Origin of the sequence: Chryseobacterium shigense (assembly GCF_900156575.1) — a bacterium.
GTDB lineage: Bacteria > Bacteroidota > Bacteroidia > Flavobacteriales > Weeksellaceae > Chryseobacterium > Chryseobacterium shigense.
Genome location: NZ_FTNY01000001.1, coordinates 665,799 through 684,223, shown reverse-complemented (window position 1 = coordinate 684,223; position 18,425 = coordinate 665,799). Strand labels below are relative to the sequence as shown.

Here is an 18,425-nt window from a genome sequence, read left to right as displayed (position 1 = left end):
CCATGAAGAACCTGTCGATTTTTTTATTGATTCTTGTGTCTGCAAAAAGCTTCTCTCAAAGCCAGAAAGAGATGTTTTCCATTATGGAGAGGAATGCACAGAAATTAAAAGAAAAATCGGGCGCTTATTCCGTATCGGTCGGAATAGTGAAAGACGGTAAAGTGTACACAAAACATTTTGGGGAAATAGATAAAGGAAAGGGAAATAAAGTGGATGACAATACCTATTTTGAAATAGCATCTGTAACCAAGCTTTTTACCGGACAATTGTTGGCTCAGGCCGTTTTGGAAAATAAAATTAATCTTGAAGACGATATTCGTAAGTATCTGAAAGGATCTTATCCTAACTTAGAATATAATGGAACTCCGATTAAAATTAAAGATCTTATTTCCTACAGAACAGCATTACCCCGTAATCTTCCGGATGATTCTGAAATCCGGAAAACAATGTCAGATGAAACGCCTTTTCAATACAATGCCTTAGGCGAAAACTATACAAAAGATCATTTTAAGCAGGATCTTCAAAAAGTAAAACTGGATACGATACCCGGAACAAAATATGCTTACAGCAACTTAAGTCTTGAATTGACAGGCCTTATGCTGGAAAATATATATGGTCAAAGTTATGAAACACTGATTAAAGAAAATATATTCTCAAAATCAGGAATGAATCATACCAAACTGGAATTGGGGAAAGATGAGGTCCTGGCGAACGGATATTATACGAGCGGACGTCTGATGCCAAGATCCATAAGCCATTTATGGGGTGCAGGCGGATCAAAAACCAAATCGACGATGGGAGATATGGTGAAGTTTTTAAAGTACGAACTGGATTCAAAAAATTCAGTTGTTCAGGAATCTCAAAGAAATATCAGTAACAGCAAAGGAGATTGGTATGGCTATTTCTGGGATGGCTTTGGTCTTAGCGAACACGGTAAAATGGGGTATAAGCACGGAGGTGCATTTGGAGATCAGACCTGGTTTATGATCTATCCTGAGCTGAATATGGGGATTTGCTTAATCGTTAATATCAGCGGACCGGATACGTTTCCGGCTCTTTATAATTCAGCTGCCAGATTAGCGAATGATCTGACAATAGCACCGGGCAAAAAGCAAACAGAAGGATATTACCTGAAAGGAGAGAATGTGGTGTTTACCTATACCCATCCAAAGAATTTAAACTCAAAACTGATCAATAGCGCTTCTGTTGCAGGATCTTTCAATGATTGGAAGACCGACAATAAGAACTATCAGTTAACGAAGAAAGAAGATAACCGCTTCGAGTTGGAAATTCCGAAATCCCGTTTTGAAAAAGGGAAAACCTATTCCTTTAAATTGGTTCTGAACGGAGAAGACTGGATCAATGCATCAGGAAATGCTTCCAATACAGACGGCACAGATGATAATAATCTGACGTTGAAGCTTTAAAATATAAAGGGCCGTTATTGGTTCTGGAAAAAGTAAAAAGAAAGTAATCAATCTAATATTTAAAATCTGACATCTAATGTCTAATAACAAAAGAATTTTCGTAGAAAAAAGAGGTATTTTCGATGTTGAAAGTCCAAAAATTTTTGATGAAGTAAAAGCAGTCGTTCCGGCGGTCAAAAATGTGAAAGTGTATAATGTCTATGATATTTTCGGACTGAATGAAGGAGAGTTCGAAAAAGTGGTCAACAGCACTTTCGTAGATCCTGTGACTGATATTTTACATACAGAAAATCCTGGAGAGGAGATCTGGTTTGCCATGGAATTTCTTCCCGGCCAGTATGATCAGCGTGCAGATTCTGCCCAGCAGTGTATTGCTTTACTCACGGAAAATGAAAAGTCCAAAGTAAGAAGCGGAAAACTGATCCAGTTTGAAGGCATTGCTGAAGGCGATCTTGTGAAAATCAAAGACCTTCTGATCAATAAAGTGGAATCTCAGGAAAAAGATCTTTCTGTTTTAAACATCCCGGCAGATGAAATTCCAACAAAAGTTTTGATCCACGAAAACTTCATCAATTTCGATGACGCTGAACTTGAAAATTTTTACAATAACCACGGTTTTGCGCTGGGATTGGATGACCTTAAGTTCATTCAGGAATACTTTAAAACAGAAAAAAGAAATCCTACCGAAACGGAACTGAAAGTTTTAGACACCTATTGGAGTGACCACTGCCGTCATACCACTTTTGAAACAGAACTGTCGGATATCCAGTTTGAAGGAGCATTCAAACATACATTGGAAACTATTTTCAGTGACTATATCGAAAAAAGAAAATTCTTAGGCCGCGAGCTGAAGCCGATCTCATTAATGGATCTTGCAACAGTTTGTGGTAAATATTTCCATAAAACAGGGAATCTGGAGAACCTTGTCATCTCTGACGAGATCAATGCATGTACCATCCAGATCGAAGCAGAATACGACGGTAAAAAAGAGCCGTGGTATTTATTATTCAAAAATGAAACCCATAATCATCCAACGGAAATTGAACCTTTCGGAGGAGCTTCCACCTGTTTGGGAGGAGCGATCAGAGATCCTTTGTCCGGAAGATCCTTTGTATTCCAGGCGATGAGATTAACGGGTGCTGCTAACGTTTTAGAGTCGGTAGACAAAACTCTGCCAGGAAAACTTCCTCAGAAAACCATCACCAAACAGGCTGCTAACGGATATTCATCTTACGGAAACCAAATCGGTTTAGCCACTACCATGGTTTCTGAAATCTATGACGAAGGCTATAAAGCCAAGAGAATGGAAGTAGGATTCGTTACCGGAGCCGTTCCTGTAGATTGGGTAAGACGTGACAAACCTGAAAATGGTGACTCTATCATTATTTTAGGAGGGGCAACAGGCCGTGACGGAGTAGGCGGAGCGAGCGGAAGTTCAAAAGTGCAGGATGAAAACAGCATCCATACCATGTCTACTGAAGTTCAAAAAGGAAATGCCGTTGAAGAACGTAAAATCCAGAGACTGTTCAGAAACCCTGAAGTAACGAAACTGATCAAGAAATCAAATGACTTCGGAGCAGGAGGAGTTTCTGTAGCGATTGGTGAAATTGCAGATTCCTTAGAAGTAAATCTGGATGTTTTACCTTTAAAATATGAAGGATTAAACGGAACCGAGCTGGCTATTTCTGAATCTCAGGAAAGAATGGCTGTAGTAGTTGATCCAAAAGACAAAGAACAATTCATCAAATTCTGTCAGGACGAAAATATTGTCGCTGTAGAAGTGGCAAAAGTAACGGATTCAGGAAGAATGCAGATGTTCTGGAAAGGCGATAAAATTGTTGACCTTTCAAGAGAATTCCTGGATACCAATGGATGCTCCAAAACTCAGGAGGTGAAAATTACTCATCTTGAAGAAGTAAAAGAAGAAACACCTGCTTTTACAAAAGAGAACTTCATGACCATATTAAGCGATAAAAATGTAGCTTCCCAGAAAGGACTTTTGGAAATGTTCGACTCTTCTGTAGGGGCTACTACGGTTGCAATGCCTCTGGGAGGAAAATACCAGCAGACTTTAATGGAAGGAAGTGCTCAGACATTACCCATTTTAGGAGCAAAAGATATCGAAACCGTTTCCTTCGCAAGCTGGGGATTTGATACCGGAATTTCAAAGCAGAATTCACTCTTGGGAGCTTCTTATGCAGTTGTAGAAAGTGTCGCTAAGATCGTTGCGATGGGTGGCGATTACAAAAATATCAGATTAACCTTCCAGGAATATTTTGAAAAACTGGGTCAGGATGCTGAAAAATGGGGGAAACCTTTAGCTTCTCTTTTAGGAGGTTATGATGCCCAGATCAATCTTGGTCTTGCTGCGATTGGAGGAAAAGATTCCATGAGCGGGACTTACCAGGATCTGAACGTTCCGCCTACCTTGATCTCATTTGCATGTGCCAACGGAGAAAAGAAAAATGTAATTTCCCCTGAATTCAAACAAGCTGGAAATAAAGTATACTTCTTCAACCATACTCCGCAGGAAAGCGGTCTTCCGGATTACACAAGCTTAAAAGGAATTTTTGAATTTATTTTTGAAAACATCAAAGCCGGAAAAATTGTTTCTGTAAAAACTATTAAAGAAGGCGGAGTAGCAGTAGCTTTAGCCAAAATGAGCTTTGGAAACAGATTGGGAGCAGACATCACGGTTGACGAAAATGTTTTGTTAGCTAAAAACATCGGAAGTTTAATCATCGAATCAAAAGAAGAGTTGGGGCATCCTTCTCTACAGCAGATCGGTGACGTAAAAGATTCAGGGATCTTAGCAATAAACGGTATTGAAGCTTCAATCTTAGATCTTTTAGCCGCTAATACCGGAACATTTGAAAACCTTTTCCCAACTCAGGAAAAAGAAAAAATAACGGTTGAAATCGATGAAAAATTAAACTCCATCAACCCACGAAATATCATCATCAAAAAGCATGGAATTGCTCAGCCGAAAGTATTTGCTCCTGTATTCCCGGGAACCAACTGTGAGTACGATACCTTGAATGCATTTCAGAAAGAAGGCGCGGTTACCAGCAGTCTTCCATTGAAAAATATCAGTCACCAGTTGCTGGACGAAAGTATTGATGCATGGGTGGAAGAGATCAGAACGTCTCAGATTCTGGCCTTCTCAGGAGGTTTCTCAGCAGGTGATGAACCGGATGGTTCCGCAAAATTCATCGTGAATGTTCTGAAAAATGAAAAGATGAGAAATGCTGTTCACGAATTATTGGACAGAGACGGAATGATCATCGGAATCTGTAACGGTTTCCAGGCTTTGGTAAAATCCGGTCTGTTACCTTACGGAAGAATTAAAGATCTGGATGAAAACTCTCCGACATTGGCTCATAATGCCATCAGAAGACATATTTCTCAGATGGTCAATGTGAAAGTAATCAATGACGAAAGTCCCTGGTTAAAAGGAATGAAAGATCAGGTATTCACTATTCCGATTTCTCACGGTGAAGGCCGTTTCATGGCATCCGAAGAGGAAATCAAAAAGCTTTACGAAAACGGACAGATCGCGACTCAATACATTGATCTGGATGGAAACATTGCCCACGGAATGCCATTCAACCCAAATAATTCATTATTCGGAATTGAAGGAGTTACCAGCCCTTGCGGAAAGATTTATGGAAGAATGGGACACCCTGAGCGTTTTGCAGAAGGCCTCATGAAAAACATACCGACCGCGAATTACCACAACATATTCAAAAACGGAGTAGAATACTTCAAATAAAAATAGAAATGACCGCCACCGAATGGCGGTCATTTTTTATATCAGATTTCTATGAACGGATATTTTATTTACGCTTAAACACTGACGAAGTCGGAATTCTTTGCTTTTCTTACACAAAGTATGTATTCATTGAAGTTTTGCATTGAATTCTTAATGTATGATCGATAAAAATGTGAATTTTTATTGGATCAATTTCAAAACATGGAAGCATACTTTTTTAACATTAAGACATTAAGATCTTAAAAGATAGGGTACTTAAAGAACTTTAAAAAATCAATTTATTGATTTCTTCATTCATAACAATAAGCATATTGCTTAAATTCTTAATGTTTAAAATTTAGAAATAAACTAAAGTTCATTGAAGTTAAGAAAATTAAGATCTATTTTTATTGGATAACTAAGTTGAAAAAAAGCCTTTTTTTATATTTACGGAATAAAATCTTTCAAGAACGATGTTGAATTCAGATCAAAATAAAAAAATTATAATCGATGGCAGCCGTTTCTCAGACCTGGCCGGATTCTATGATGAAGCTTCTTTGGTATTCATGAAAGAGACAGACTGGAAAGTAGGAACACTCGATGGTTTCGATGATATCCTGTACGGCGGTTTCGGAGTATTTGAAAACAAAGATCAGGTGGAGGTCACCTGGAAAGATTCCCAAAAATCAAAAGAAGATCTTGGGCTGGAAGCTACTCGTCATTTTTATGAAAACAAAATCAGACAGGGAAAGCCTTTTAACATAGAACTGATTCAGCAAAAACTCGATGAATTACTCTCCGGAAACGGACAGACACTGTTTCAAATTTTAATAGAAATTATAGAGTCACACAAAAATATTACCCTAATTTTGGATTGATGTTAGACGGATGATGAGCTATAAGTTATGAGTTATAAGTTATGAGTGATGGTCAACAGTATTACTTATATCCCAATATTACTAATTTCTGGCATCTGGCATCTAGCATCTGACATCTAACATCTTATTTAAAAATGAAAAAAATGATTTACGGGCTGTTCTTTGGCGACAGCATTACCTATGGAGAATATGACGGCGTTTTCGGAGGATGGGTAGATATTCTGAAAAGATATGCCTTGCAGCAGTTTCATGAAGGAAGCAACGAACTAATTCTTTTTAACCTGGGAATAGGCGGTGAAACTACAGAAGGTTTGCTGAAAAGGATGCCTTATGAAATGGAAGCAAGGAATTCGGCGGAAGGAAATATTATTTTTATCGGTTACGGAGCCAATGATCTGGCGAAGAAGAATGGAAGTTACCTCGTAGCCCCTGAACAGTTTGAAGAAAATATGAAAATAGCAGTTCAGCATGCAAAGAAATATTCCAATGATATTTATCTCGTAAGCATTCTCCCATTTTCCAAAAAAGTGGATGGAGTAGAGTCGGCCACAGGGAAATTACGAGTAAACGAAGACGTTTTGATTTATAACCAAATCCTTACCCATATAGCAGCTGAACAATCTTTGCATTACATTGATTTCTACGCTGCACTTGTCCGGGATAAAGAAATTCTGCTTTCCGCGGACGGAGTTCATCCGAATGAAAAAGGCTACGGCATCATGGCTGAAACAGCAATACCCATCATAGAAAAATACTTATAATGACGCATTTATTTTCTTACGGAACCCTCCGGAAAGAGCAGGTACAACTTGAAATATTCGGACGGCTTTTAAAAGGTGAAAAAGATATTCTTACCGGCTATAAACTGAGTAAGGTCGAAATTACAGATCCTGAAGTTTTACGCAAAAGCGGCCAGAAATACCATCCGATATTAACGTTTTCAGGGAAAAACGAAGATGAAGCAGAAGGAATGCTTTTTGAAGTGACAGAAGAGGAAATTCTTCAGGCAGATGACTATGAAGTGGATGATTATAAAAAAGTAGAAACTGTTTTCAGATCCGGAAAGAAAGGATGGATTTATATTGGGAAATAATTCCCTTTGTACAGCATAGGATGGGCAATATGAAAATAGTCGTTGATGTTAGAAAAGGTATTTCCGGTACACAATAATTCCCACAACAACAGCTCCGGCCGCCATCAGCAGAACAGCTCCTGCAGCAATATCTTTAATAAAGCTGATTCTCTTGTCAAAATCAGGCTGGATGATATCACATGTCCTTTCTATGGCAGTATTGAAAATTTCAGCACTTAAAACGGCCAGAGAAGCCATGATAACCAAAGCAGTATCTATTCCGGAAAGGTTAAAATAGAAAATGAAGAAAAGGTTAATGAAAAAAGCCACAAGCTCAATCTGAAAATTTCTTTCCGTACGCACCATCAGGAAAATACCCCGGAAAGCATGCAGAAAACTTTTATGAATATGCGGTTTTTTCATGATTCTTTTTCGCAAATATAAGATTTGTATTTTGATGGTACCCCAGATTCCGCAGCCTAGGTGTGAAAATTAATTATGACAAAATCTGAACATAAGGTCAAGTCTGAAAACAGGTTAATGATATTTGTTCAAAACTCCTTAAGATTATTTTTTTCATTATAGTTTCTATTTATTATATTTGTAGAAACTTATTTTTAAATCTATGAAATTTATTATTTCAAGTGGTGAACTGCAGAAAGCATTGCAAACTGTAAGTGGCGTAATATCAAGCTCTCAGTCGAGACCGATTTTAGAAAACTATCTTTTTGAATTAGACGGAAATAACGTTACCATTACAGCTTCTGATGGCGAGACTACACTCGTTACTTCTCTGGAGGTAAAGTCTGACGATTCTGGTAAATTTGCCGTTCCTGCTAAAATTTTTCAAGATTTTATCAAGACCTATGGTGAACAGCCTCTGACGTTCGTTGTGAAGGATAATGCAGAAGGAACCGGAAGCCAGCTGGAGATTTTAGATGAAAAAGATAATTTCGCTGTAGCGTTGGATAATGCTGATGACTATCCTGAGCTGCCGGAATTCGATGCTTCCCAAAGTGTTGCAATGCCAGCCGGAGTCTTATCTGAAGCATTGACCAATACTCTTTTTGCAACCAGCAATGACTCTCTTCGTCCCGTAATGACAGGAGTGCTCTTTCAGTTTGGAGAAAATGAAACCAATTTTGTTTCTACAGACTCCCACAGACTGGTGGTGTATAAAAGAACAGACCTGATGAATGCCGAGCCTATGGAGTTTATCATGCCTAAAAAACCTTTGAACATTTTCAAAAATATACTGGCAAGTTCCAATGAAGACGTGAAAATCGACTTCAATGAGAACATGGCTAAATTTACTTTTGGAAAACATATCTGGATCTGCAGACTGATTGACGGAAAATATCCTAACTACACAGCAGTAATCCCGAAAGAAAATCCAAATGTGCTGACGATCAACAGAAACCTTCTATTAGGAGCGATCAAAAGAGCGTCGATCATGTCTAATAAATCGACCAACCAGGTAAGATTTAAATTGTCGGCCAACATTCTCCACCTTCATGCAGAAGATACAGAATATGCAAACAAAGCAGATATGCAGATTCCTTGCGACTATAACGGCGAAGATATCAATATCGGTTTCAGCTCTAAGTTTTTAACCGAAATGCTTACGATTTTAGGGTCTGACGATATCACTATGAAAATGTCACAACCCAACAGACCGGGGATCATTGAACCTCTTGACGGTCTTGAAGACAGCGAAAATATACTCATGTTATCAATGCCGGTTATCGGATTGTAATAGTTGACAAATACATAAAAGAGGTTTTGATTTTCAAGACCTCTTTTTTATTTTAAATAATCAAATGAGCTTGTTATAGATCTATCATAGCAGATTTAAAATATAATGTTTCATTTTATCTGTTTTCTGTAATACGATAGATTCTGAGAGCTGTCGTAAAATAATAAAACTATTTGTTTTAAAGTTATTCCTAAATTTCGCTGTTTCTCAAAAAAACACGACATTTGTACGGGAAAAACCGTACAGGAAAGTGGGTACGGAAATTCAATAAATTTTTCAAAATATAGCAAATGAAAATATCAAACAACTGGCTGAAAGACTTTATCAAAACGGAACTGAAAACGGAGAGAATCGGAGAATTCCTTACAGATATAGGTCTTGAAGTTGAAGGGATAGAAAAATTTGAAAGTGTAAAAGGAAGCCTGGAAGGAATTGTAGTAGGAAAAGTACTGACCTGCGAAAAACATCCGAATGCAGACAAATTAAAGAAAACAACAGTTGACGTAGGAAACGGAAAAATATTGAATATTGTTTGCGGTGCTCCCAACGTAGAAGCAGGGCAAACCGTTCCTGTAGCTGTAGTCGGAACTAAAATCTATGACAAAACCGGAAACTTTTTTGAAATTAAAGAAGCTAAAATCAGAAGTGAGGTTTCTCAGGGGATGATCTGTGCAGAAGATGAACTTGGCCTTAGTGACGATCACGGTGGAATCATGGTTTTGGATGAGACCAAATATGAAGTAGGAAAAAACTTTGCTGATTATTTTGAGCTGACCAACGACGAAGTGTTGGAAATTGGTCTTACGCCCAACAGAACAGATGCAATGTCTCATTATGGAGTGGCGAGAGATCTTCATGCATTCCTTTCAACCAATCAACAGAAATCAACCTTTGAAAAAGTATCTTCCGAGGCTTTAAATAATGAAGGTTCACATAATTTCACTTTAGAAGTTGAAAGTGCTGAATTATGTCCAAGATATATCGGAGCAGTAATTGAAGAGGTGAAAGTAGCTGAATCTCCATCATGGCTAAAAGACAGATTAAAGGCGATAGGTTTAAGTCCTATCAATAATATTGTTGATATTACAAATTATATTCTTCACGGTTACGGGCAGCCGCTTCATGCATTTGATGCAGATAAGATTGCTGACAGTAAAGTGAAAGTGGGAACTGTAAAAAAAGGAACAAAATTCACAACGTTGGATGGTGTTGAAAGAACTTTAAACGGTTCTGAAGTCATGATCAAAGACGGAAAGGATCATCCACTGTGTATTGCCGGTGTTTTCGGAGGAGCGCAGTCAGGAGTTTCCAATGATACAAAAACCATCTTTTTAGAAAGTGCTTATTTCAACCCGGTAGCGGTAAGAAAAGGAGCTAAACTTCATAATTTAAATACAGACGCTTCTTTCCGATTCGAAAGAGGAGTGGATCCTAATATTACCAGAACAGCCATTACTCACGCGATTAAACTGATCCAGGAAATTGCAGGGGGAAAACTGGTGGGAGACCTGTTGGAAGAATATCCTAAGAAAATCGAAGACAATTATGTGATCATCAGATTCTCGAAAATTGAACAGATTTTAGGAACAAAGATCCACAGAGAAAAAGTAAAAGAGATCTTGAAAGCTCTTGAAATCCAGGTTTTAAACGAGATCCAGAACGGGCTTGAAATCTCTGTTCCGGCTTACAGAGCTGATGTAACAAGAGAAATTGATGTTATCGAAGAAATCTTAAGAATCTACGGATACAATAAGATCGATGCCCCGCAAAAAATTTCATTTACCCCTGTAAAACTGAGCGCTAACGATCAGGATGAACTGGAAAACAACTGGGCAAGAACGTTGCAGAGCATTGGATTCAATGAAGTGATGAACAATTCACTGACTTCTGTGAAAGACGAAACCGATGCAGTGAAATTACTGAACCCTTTAAGTGGAGATCTTGCATTCATGAGAAAATCTTTATTGGAAGGACTTCTTCAAAATGCAGTCTATAACATCAACAGAAAGAATCAGGATATCAAGTTCTTCGAGTTCGGGAAAATCTACCACAAAAAAGATAAATACGAGGAAAGAAAGCAATTGGCGATTCTGGTAACAGGAAGAGACGTTGCTGAAAACTGGTTACAGCCTAAATCCGCAGTAAGTTTTTATAATCTTAAAGCATACGTAAAGGTTCTGTTGGAAAGACTTGGGGTAGATTATAAAGAAGTGGCTTTAACAGACGATAGATTCTCTGATTCTTTAGCTTATGAAGCAGACGGAAAAACTTTAGTGAGAATAGGTAAAGTATCTCCGGTATTACTGAAAGACTTTGATATCGATCAGGAATGTTTCTATGCAGAGATCGAGCTTGAATTGGCGCAGGAATTACGTTCTGGAAATGCACTGAAATTCAAGGATATTCCGAAATTCAACAAGATCCGAAGAGACCTTGCTTTATTGATCGATAAAAATATTAATTATCAGGAGCTTTATCAGACCGCTAAGAAGAATAAATCTCCGTTCATCAAAGGCATCAATTTATTTGATGTGTACGAAGGTAAAAACCTTCCGGAAGGGAAGAAGTCTTACGCCATGAGTTTTGAACTTCTGAATGAAGAAAAAACATTGGAAGAAAAAGAAATTTCTGAAGTAATGGATTCTCTGATCAAAGCATTCCAAAAAGAATACAACGCAGAGTTAAGATCTTAATCAAGAATAATATAGTATTGAAACGGGCTTTATAGCCCGTTTTTCTGTTTTTCACCATAGATTATGGAGCGATTTTTCAGATAATGCTTTTAAATGATTAGGTAAACATAGAGAGGTTCAATCATCTGGCATCAGAAGAGTTTATTTTTTCAAAATATGCAATAGATCCGGTATTCATTCAATGATTGTATGATCTGAAATCAATTTGGTTTTATTCTTAAAATAAAGAATATGATTTACAGAATATAAAAGATTTATGATTGAAAATAATCGTAAAATAGAATTCTTAAAAAGTAATAAAATCCTCTGTGGCCCGTTTAAATAATATAATTTCCTTAAATTTGAGTAATTCAAAAAGAAAAAAATGAAAAATCTTTTTTTAAGTATAGGTGCGGCGGCTATTCTGGCGTCGTGCGGTACAATGTCCAGTGCTTCGGCCTCTAAAGTAGGAAAAGCACAGCCTTCACTGGCTAATACAAAATGGACGTTGGCAGACAACGTGAAAGGCAAAGTTCCAACCTTGAATATTGAAGGGGAAAAGATCAATGGAAACGGAGGATGCAACAACTATTTCGGAACCGCTAAAATAGACCCTTCTACAGGTGATTTCTCTGCAGGACAGATGGGATCTACCAAAATGATGTGCAACAATATGAGTGTGGAGCAAAACTTTATGGATATGGTAGGGAAAGCCAATAAATATGTCATTTCCGGGACTACCTTAGAATTGTACAAAGACAATCTTCTGCTGTTGAAATTCAACAAAGCGGAATAAAATAAAAAAGGAACTCAATTTGAGTTCCTTTTTTTTATGTTTAGGTCGTTATTATTCTTCCTCTTCTTCGTCGTACTTAGCCAACTCTTCATCACACCATTTAAATGCAGCCTCTACCACTTTTGTAGCTTCGTCTGCCATAGTTTCTTCATCGTCACCTTCTAAATCATCTAACCACTCAACTTCTTCTTCTTCAACGTTTAAGATGAATCTTGGATATTCTGTGTGAACTACGAATAAATCTTCAGGAAATTCCGAATTGTCTGCTAATAAAAACTTTGGTAATTTCATTTTTTTAAATATTTTAACTTTGATCAAAGATAAATAAAATTATTGACTTAAAATTATTTCAAAAACATTTTTGAAACTTTTTCAGCTTTTTTACTTTCTGAATAATCATAAAAACCTTCCCCTGACTTTACGCCCAGTTTTCCAGCCATTACCATATTCACAAGAAGTGGGTTCGGAGCATATTTAGGATTTTTGAAGCCGTCATACATCACGTTAAGAATGGCAAGACAGATATCAAGACCGATAAAATCGGCCAGTTGAAGCGGACCCATCGGATGTGCCATACCAAGCTTCATTACTGTGTCAATTTCTTCTACACCAGCCACCCCGTTATAAAGTGTTTCGATAGACTCGTTGATCATCGGCATAAGAATTCTGTTCGCCACAAAACCAGGATAGTCATTCACTTCCACAGGAACTTTACCTAAAGTCTTACTCATGTCGTAGATAGCATCGAAAGTTTCCTTAGAAGTAGAATATCCTTTGATGATCTCTACCAGTTTCATAATAGGAACCGGATTCATAAAATGCATTCCGATCACTTTGTCAGCTCGTTTCGTAGCCGCTGCGATTTTCGTAATCGAGATAGAAGAAGTATTGGTTGCCAGAATACAGTTGGCAGGTGCCAATTCATCCATCTGTCCGAAGATTTTCAGCTTCAGGTCCTGATTTTCAGTAGCTGCTTCTACAATAAGATCAGCAGATCCTGCCGCCTCTTTAAGTTCTGTAAAAGTGCTGATATTTCCTAATGTTTCAGCTTTCTGCTCTTCAGTAAGGTTTCCCTTTGCAATGATTCTGTCAAGGTTAGTTGTAATCGTTTTCAGGCCTCGGTCCAGTGCGTCTTGAGATACGTCTACCAGATTTACTTTGAATCCGCTTTGTGCAAAAGTATGCGCAATACCGTTCCCCATGGTCCCAGCTCCAATCACTACAATGTTTTTGATCATTTTTTTCTTTTATTTATAGATAGTTAAATTTTTGATTTTAGTAAGATCAGATTTACCGACGATCACTGAAGAATCGAAACTTACAGTGCCATCGCTGTCTTTCTTTCTGTTTTTATTTTGTAAAGCGACAGCAGATTCAAGACCTTTTACAAAAGCAGTCTTCTGTTTTTTGCCCAGTCTGTCTGTTCCGATGTATAAATTAAATTCGCCCTCTCTTCCAAGTCCGCCCTGTCTTAAAACTTCAAAAGATTTAATCCGATTGCTTTTCTCAAACTTTTTCAGATAATCCGTTACAGGTTTTGTTGAAGGGGTTCCACAACAGATGCTTCCATAGCTGATTTGTATGTAATTCATATTCTTCTGTGAAAAAAAGAATACGGAGCATAACAGAGTTATCGTTACTAATGCCTTTTTCATATCAATGGTTTATGGGTCTGAGAAATGATATTGTATCAATTTCTATGCTTTAAAAATAAGCTTAATATTTTACTTATTAAAATCGTCCCATACGGCCTTTGAAATATCAGAAACCACTTTGCAGTTGACGGCATCTGTCTCGGTGGAATTGCTTACAAATACGGCAATTGCGTAATGTTTTCCATTGGGAAGGGTAATGATTCCCATATCATTTTCAGCTACCGTAAGACCGTTGTCATACTTTCCTGAAGAACCCGTTTTATGAGCTACTGGTGTATTTTTAGGAAGTTGTTCAACAATTTTATTGGTGCCTGTAGTGGTTCCGATCATGATCTTCATCAGATATTCCGTAGACTTTTTGGAAATTAATTTTCCGTCATAGAACTTTTTCAGGACCAGAACTGCTGAATTGGGAGTACTGTAATTGTCATATTGAGTTTTCCAGTTTTTGTGCATATCATCTTCATTGCGTTTGATCTGGAAGCCTTTTACCCCTTTGGAATCCATGAAATTCTGAACCGTCTGCGTTCCTCCGATAAGTTTCAGCAGCATATCACAGCCATTATTGTCGCTTTGGGCAACAGTGTAATCCAGTACTTCACCCAGAGGAATTGAAACATTCCCTTCCGGATACTTTTTGCCAATAGGTGACCAGGTATTGGGGAGCATATCCTCCTTTTTAAAAAAGATGTTCTGATCCAGTGACAGCTTGCCTTTATCTACAAGATCCAAAACTGCACAGGCAATATGAAACTTGAATACACTTAACGTAGGAAGTGGCTTATCGCCGTTTTTATGGTATTTAAAATTATTTTCAAAGCCAAGAACGGAAACGCCAACGGTCGCTTTTTTACCCTCCGTAATAGCGTTTATTTTTTGTTCCAAAGCTGATTTCTGAGCAAATGTGAATGATGAAACCAGAAAAAAGAAAAGTCCTATTTTTTTCATAATATGGCCATTAAAACAGATCTCTTTTATCCATTAAAAAGAAAACTGAGATTTACGTTAATTAAGAAATGAGTTTTACAATTTCCAGAGCAACCTTTAAAGCTTCAGTCCCGTCTGCAAGAGAAACTTCTACATTTTTGCCGTCAGTGATGGCATCTGCAAAAGAATTCAACTCATCAAGGATGGCGTTATTAGGCTGTATGTCCGGATATTCAAATAAAATCTGGTTTTTTTCTCCATCAGCATTTTCAATGATCATGTCGAATGGAGTAGGGTTTTCAGGAGCATCCTTCATACGGATCACTTCTGCTTTTTTCTCCAGGAAATCTACTGAGATATAGGCGTCTTTCTGGAAAAAACGACTTTTTCTCATGGCTTTCATAGAAATTCTGGAAGTCGTAAGATTGGCTACACAACCATTTTCAAACTCTATTCTTGCATTGGCAATATCCGGAGTTTTACTTACCACACAAACACCGCTTGCATGAATGTTTTTAACCTTAGATTTAGCCATGCTCAATAAAATATCCAGATCATGGATCATAAGATCAAGAACTACAGAAACATCAGTCCCTCTTGGGTTGAATTCTGCCAGTCTGTGAATCTCTATGAACATTGGATTTTGAATGTATTCTTTTGTAGCAATAAAGGCTGGGTTATATCTTTCCACATGTCCTACCTGCGCTTTGATACCGTTTTCCTGACATTTTTGAAGAATCTCTTCTGCCTGTTCAAGGGTTTGGGTCACTGGCTTTTCAATGAAAAAGTGAAGCTTCTTTTCAATTGCTTTTAAAGCATAATCATAGTGATATACCGTAGGCGTCACAATATCCAGCATATCGATCTGCTCAAGAAGTTCATCAAAATTTTCAAAATATTTATATCCGAATTCAGCCTCTATTTTTTTCCCGTTTTCAATATCTTTATCGTGGAAACCTACCAGCTCGTACTTATCTGACTGGTTAAGAAGTCTTAAGTGGATCTTTCCCAGATGTCCGGCACCTACCAAACCTGCTTTTAACATAGATTTTTTAATTTTGGTAAAGATAAGAATTTTAGGTATTAGGAAAGACGTTGTTGCTTTTTGGTTGATAAGTATTGATAGTTTTTTTACTTTTGTAGAAACTACTACCCGTAACCTAATAACTACTATCTTACTAATGATGCATGATTCGTTTGTACATAAAGGAAAAAGAAAAATCCTGGTTGAATATTTAAGACATAAGATCGGGATCTCAGATGAAAATGTACTTTCGGCAATGAGTGAAGTTCCGAGACATCTTTTCATCGAAAGCATTTTTGAGGATTTTGCCTACGAAGACCGGGCATTTCCTATTTTATCACACCAGACTATTTCCCATCCATCAACGGTGGCGGAACAGTCGGAGCTGCTTCAGATAAGACCTGGTGAAAAAGTCCTTGAAATAGGAACCGGATGCGGATATCAGACGGCTGTATTGATTGCTATGAAGGCTTTGGTATATACGGTGGAAAGACAAAAAGACCTGTTTGATTTTTCAAAGAAGAAATTCCGTGAACTGCATTTAATTCCAAAATTTCAGAGTTTTGGAGACGGTTTTGCCGGACTTCCTACGTTTGCGCCTTTTGATAAGATCATTGTCACCTGTGGTGCTTCCGTTTTGCCAACAGAATTATTGAAACAACTGAATATTGGAGGAAAAATGGTTATTCCATTAGGACCAACCGATGAACAGATTTTATATCGATTTACCAAAACGGCTCCTACCCAATTTGAAAAAGAGGAATTCGGCGCTTACAAATTTGTTCCGATGTTGGGCGATACAAACCATTAGAGGCTGATAAGGTTTTGACCAGAAAAGGTGTTGAAAAGATTTTTTGGTGGATGTTTAACTTTTTAAACCACCCCGTCAAAAATTCTTTGAATTTTCGCCACCCCTCCGGAGGAGGGGAATTTTGAGATTTTCCTGGGAATTGAAGTTGGTTTAAGAGATTGTGTCGTTGTTTTTGCTTGTGAATGTTGATCTGAACACAAAAGACGCACAAGTTTAATGTATGGAATGCTTTAAAGCGTTTTAATATTAAAGGTTTTATTATCCTGGAAATTGTAAGAATACCTAAAAAGAAAATAAGATTTTCATAGAAACTTAAGTGTATTTTTTTGTCCGCAATATATTCCCTTTAAAAGTAAGTTAAGTGTTCTAAAAACGTTCTGTCCCTTTTGTGGTTAAAAATTGAAATTTTCTCTATTTTAATAAACGTTAAGACAGGTTCGGAATAGTAATTGAATTCAATTTAAGACCCATTCATGTCGAATGCACAAAAATCGAAGGATTTTTGGGAGGAAATTCAGGAGATGGCTTCAGATGCATGGGACAAAAACAAAGATAAACATCAGTAATTTTAATACTAAAGTTAAAGAGCCTCACTTTTAACGCAGTGAGGTTTTTTAATTGAAAATTGTAAACACGAAAATTAAATCAAAATAGAACATGAAAGTATTTGTAAACAGAAGAATTCCGGAAACTGGAATCAATATGCTGAAAGACGCGGGAATGGAAGTTTTTATTCCTGACCATGAAAACCTGTCTCACGAAGAATGGCTGATCTATTGTCAGAATCACGATGCTATTTTAAGTGTGGGAGGAGAATTTAAATACGACAAAGATTTTTTTGTTCAGTGCCCCAATATAAAGACCATTGCCTTATATTCCGTAGGTTTTGATCATGTAGATATTCAGGAAGCCAACCGTAGAAATATTCCCGTAGGAAATACCCCTGATGTACTCAGTAAAGCCACTTCCGATGTCGCTTTTCTATTAATGCAGTCGGTGGCGAGAAGAGCGAGTTATAACTTTCAGAAAGTAAAAGACGGGAACTGGGGGGATTTTGATCCTTTGCACGCCTTAGGACAGGAGTTGTATGGCAAAACATTAGGCATATTGGGATTGGGGAGAATAGGTTTTGAAATGGCTAAAAAGTCCCAAAAAGCTTTTGATATGAACATCATTTACCATAACCGTCATCAAAATGAGGAAGCAGATCAGGAATTGAATGCCACTTATGTTTCTTTCGAAGAACTGATTGCGCAATCTGATGTATTGAGTATTCATGCTAGTTTTACTCCTGAGCAGAAGGATCTTTTCAATGGTCCTGTTTTCGAAAAAATGAAGGAGAATGCTATTTTCATTAATACGGCAAGAGGTGGTTTTCAAAATGAAAAAGATCTTTATGAAGCCTTGGTTTCAAAACAGATTTGGGGAGCCGGTTTAGATGTTACCAATCCTGAACCAATGTCTAAGGAAAGCCCTTTGTTAGAGCTTTCAAATGTTTGTGTATTGCCCCACATCGGTTCTGCGACGATGGAAGCCAGAACAGGAATGGCCAGAATTGCGGCTGAAAATATCATCGCGTTTTCTAAAGGTGAAAAAATACCTTATTGTGCCAATCCTGAAGTATACACCGGATAATTATATCTGATAAAGAATAAA

16 protein-coding genes are annotated in these 18,425 nt (G+C 37.5%); 10 read left to right on the top strand and 6 right to left on the bottom strand.

Annotated features, from left to right (window positions below):
• Window positions 1–2 precede the first annotated feature (2 nt).
• The 5 genes from BW964_RS03185 (at window position 3) to BW964_RS03165 (ending at window position 7,149) form a co-directional block, all read left to right on the top strand.
• A complete protein-coding gene (locus tag BW964_RS03185) occupies window positions 3–1,427 on the top strand; it encodes a serine hydrolase (RefSeq protein ID WP_076504615.1) in 1,425 nt (474 codons plus the stop codon).
• 76 nt (window positions 1,428–1,503) lie between these two features.
• A complete protein-coding gene (locus tag BW964_RS03180) occupies window positions 1,504–5,199 on the top strand; it encodes a phosphoribosylformylglycinamidine synthase (RefSeq protein WP_076504613.1) in 3,696 nt (1,231 codons plus the stop codon).
• 452 nt (window positions 5,200–5,651) lie between these two features.
• Complete coding sequence (locus BW964_RS03175; RefSeq protein ID WP_076504611.1) at window positions 5,652–6,056, top strand: barstar family protein; 405 nt, start codon at window positions 5,652–5,654, stop codon at window positions 6,054–6,056.
• Between the two features lie 134 nt (window positions 6,057–6,190).
• On the top strand, window positions 6,191–6,817 hold the full coding sequence (locus BW964_RS03170) for an SGNH/GDSL hydrolase family protein (protein WP_084175550.1): 627 nt from the start codon (window positions 6,191–6,193) through the stop codon (window positions 6,815–6,817).
• Entirely contained in the window at window positions 6,817–7,149 is a 333-nt protein-coding gene (locus tag BW964_RS03165; RefSeq protein WP_076504609.1) for a gamma-glutamylcyclotransferase family protein, read from the top strand. The genes BW964_RS03170 and BW964_RS03165 overlap by 1 nt, the downstream gene beginning before the upstream one ends.
• A 48-nt stretch (window positions 7,150–7,197) precedes the next feature.
• Here BW964_RS03165 and BW964_RS03160 read toward each other — a convergent pair whose 3' ends face one another.
• Entirely contained in the window at window positions 7,198–7,551 is a 354-nt protein-coding gene (locus tag BW964_RS03160) for a diacylglycerol kinase family protein (RefSeq protein WP_076504608.1), read from the bottom strand.
• Between the two features lie 202 nt (window positions 7,552–7,753).
• On the opposite strand from BW964_RS03160, the gene dnaN reads away from it, so the two are divergent.
• The 3 genes from dnaN (at window position 7,754) to BW964_RS03145 (ending at window position 12,352) form a co-directional block, all read left to right on the top strand.
• Entirely contained in the window at window positions 7,754–8,884 is a 1,131-nt protein-coding gene (gene dnaN / locus BW964_RS03155; RefSeq protein WP_076504606.1) for a DNA polymerase III subunit beta, read from the top strand.
• A 290-nt stretch (window positions 8,885–9,174) separates the two neighbouring features.
• Window positions 9,175–11,577 carry a phenylalanine--tRNA ligase subunit beta gene (gene pheT / locus BW964_RS03150; RefSeq protein ID WP_076504604.1) on the top strand — a complete coding sequence of 801 codons (2,403 nt, stop codon included), beginning with the start codon at window positions 9,175–9,177 and terminating at the stop codon, window positions 11,575–11,577.
• A gap of 364 nt (window positions 11,578–11,941) precedes the next feature.
• Entirely contained in the window at window positions 11,942–12,352 is a 411-nt protein-coding gene (locus BW964_RS03145) for an META domain-containing protein (protein ID WP_073335269.1), read from the top strand.
• 51 nt (window positions 12,353–12,403) lie between these two features.
• On the opposite strand, the gene BW964_RS03140 is transcribed toward BW964_RS03145, so the two are convergent.
• The 5 genes from BW964_RS03140 to BW964_RS03120 all read right to left on the bottom strand — a co-directional run bounded on the left by BW964_RS03140 (window position 12,404) and on the right by BW964_RS03120 (window position 15,979).
• Window positions 12,404–12,643: a hypothetical protein gene (locus BW964_RS03140; RefSeq protein WP_007845674.1), complete on the bottom strand. Its 240-nt coding sequence runs from the start codon at window positions 12,641–12,643 to the stop codon at window positions 12,404–12,406.
• Between the two features lie 53 nt (window positions 12,644–12,696).
• A complete protein-coding gene (locus BW964_RS03135; RefSeq protein WP_181876129.1) occupies window positions 12,697–13,587 on the bottom strand; it encodes a 3-hydroxybutyryl-CoA dehydrogenase in 891 nt (296 codons plus the stop codon).
• A gap of 12 nt (window positions 13,588–13,599) precedes the next feature.
• Window positions 13,600–14,007 carry a hypothetical protein gene (locus BW964_RS03130; protein WP_076504603.1) on the bottom strand — a complete coding sequence of 136 codons (408 nt, stop codon included), beginning with the start codon at window positions 14,005–14,007 and terminating at the stop codon, window positions 13,600–13,602.
• Between the two features lie 69 nt (window positions 14,008–14,076).
• Window positions 14,077–14,955 (bottom strand): CGA/CIA family class A beta-lactamase, encoded by an 879-nt coding sequence (gene bla-A / locus BW964_RS03125; RefSeq protein WP_076504601.1) that lies wholly within the window; start codon window positions 14,953–14,955, stop codon window positions 14,077–14,079.
• A 61-nt stretch (window positions 14,956–15,016) separates the two neighbouring features.
• Window positions 15,017–15,979: a Gfo/Idh/MocA family protein gene (locus BW964_RS03120; protein WP_076504600.1), complete on the bottom strand. Its 963-nt coding sequence runs from the start codon at window positions 15,977–15,979 to the stop codon at window positions 15,017–15,019.
• A 139-nt stretch (window positions 15,980–16,118) separates the two neighbouring features.
• On the opposite strand from BW964_RS03120, the gene BW964_RS03115 reads away from it, so the two are divergent.
• Entirely contained in the window at window positions 16,119–16,769 is a 651-nt protein-coding gene (locus BW964_RS03115) for a protein-L-isoaspartate(D-aspartate) O-methyltransferase (RefSeq protein WP_076505431.1), read from the top strand.
• 657 nt (window positions 16,770–17,426) lie between these two features.
• Window positions 17,427–18,404, top strand: coding sequence for a 2-hydroxyacid dehydrogenase (locus BW964_RS03110; protein WP_076504598.1), 978 nt, complete (start codon window positions 17,427–17,429; stop codon window positions 18,402–18,404).
• The last annotated feature ends 21 nt before the right edge of the window (window positions 18,405–18,425 follow it).

What these genes read in the sequence shown, in the direction of transcription:
- BW964_RS03165 (WP_076504609.1), top strand. Translation starts at nt 6,817, where the DNA reads ATGACGCATTTATTTTCTTACGGAACCCTCCGGAAAGAGCAGGTACAA.
- BW964_RS03175 (WP_076504611.1), top strand. Translation starts at nt 5,652, where the DNA reads ATGTTGAATTCAGATCAAAATAAAAAAATTATAATCGATGGCAGCCGT.
- BW964_RS03160 (WP_076504608.1), bottom strand. Translation starts at nt 7,551, where the DNA reads ATGAAAAAACCGCATATTCATAAAAGTTTTCTGCATGCTTTCCGGGGT.
- BW964_RS03140 (WP_007845674.1), bottom strand. Translation starts at nt 12,643, where the DNA reads ATGAAATTACCAAAGTTTTTATTAGCAGACAATTCGGAATTTCCTGAA.
- BW964_RS03170 (WP_084175550.1), top strand. Translation starts at nt 6,191, where the DNA reads ATGAAAAAAATGATTTACGGGCTGTTCTTTGGCGACAGCATTACCTAT.
- dnaN (WP_076504606.1), top strand. Translation starts at nt 7,754, where the DNA reads ATGAAATTTATTATTTCAAGTGGTGAACTGCAGAAAGCATTGCAAACT.
- BW964_RS03115 (WP_076505431.1), top strand. Translation starts at nt 16,119, where the DNA reads ATGCATGATTCGTTTGTACATAAAGGAAAAAGAAAAATCCTGGTTGAA.
- BW964_RS03145 (WP_073335269.1), top strand. Translation starts at nt 11,942, where the DNA reads ATGAAAAATCTTTTTTTAAGTATAGGTGCGGCGGCTATTCTGGCGTCG.
- bla-A (WP_076504601.1), bottom strand. Translation starts at nt 14,955, where the DNA reads ATGAAAAAAATAGGACTTTTCTTTTTTCTGGTTTCATCATTCACATTT.
- BW964_RS03130 (WP_076504603.1), bottom strand. Translation starts at nt 14,007, where the DNA reads ATGAAAAAGGCATTAGTAACGATAACTCTGTTATGCTCCGTATTCTTT.
- BW964_RS03180 (WP_076504613.1), top strand. Translation starts at nt 1,504, where the DNA reads ATGTCTAATAACAAAAGAATTTTCGTAGAAAAAAGAGGTATTTTCGAT.
- pheT (WP_076504604.1), top strand. Translation starts at nt 9,175, where the DNA reads ATGAAAATATCAAACAACTGGCTGAAAGACTTTATCAAAACGGAACTG.
- BW964_RS03120 (WP_076504600.1), bottom strand. Translation starts at nt 15,979, where the DNA reads ATGTTAAAAGCAGGTTTGGTAGGTGCCGGACATCTGGGAAAGATCCAC.
- BW964_RS03185 (WP_076504615.1), top strand. Translation starts at nt 3, where the DNA reads ATGAAGAACCTGTCGATTTTTTTATTGATTCTTGTGTCTGCAAAAAGC.
- BW964_RS03110 (WP_076504598.1), top strand. Translation starts at nt 17,427, where the DNA reads ATGAAAGTATTTGTAAACAGAAGAATTCCGGAAACTGGAATCAATATG.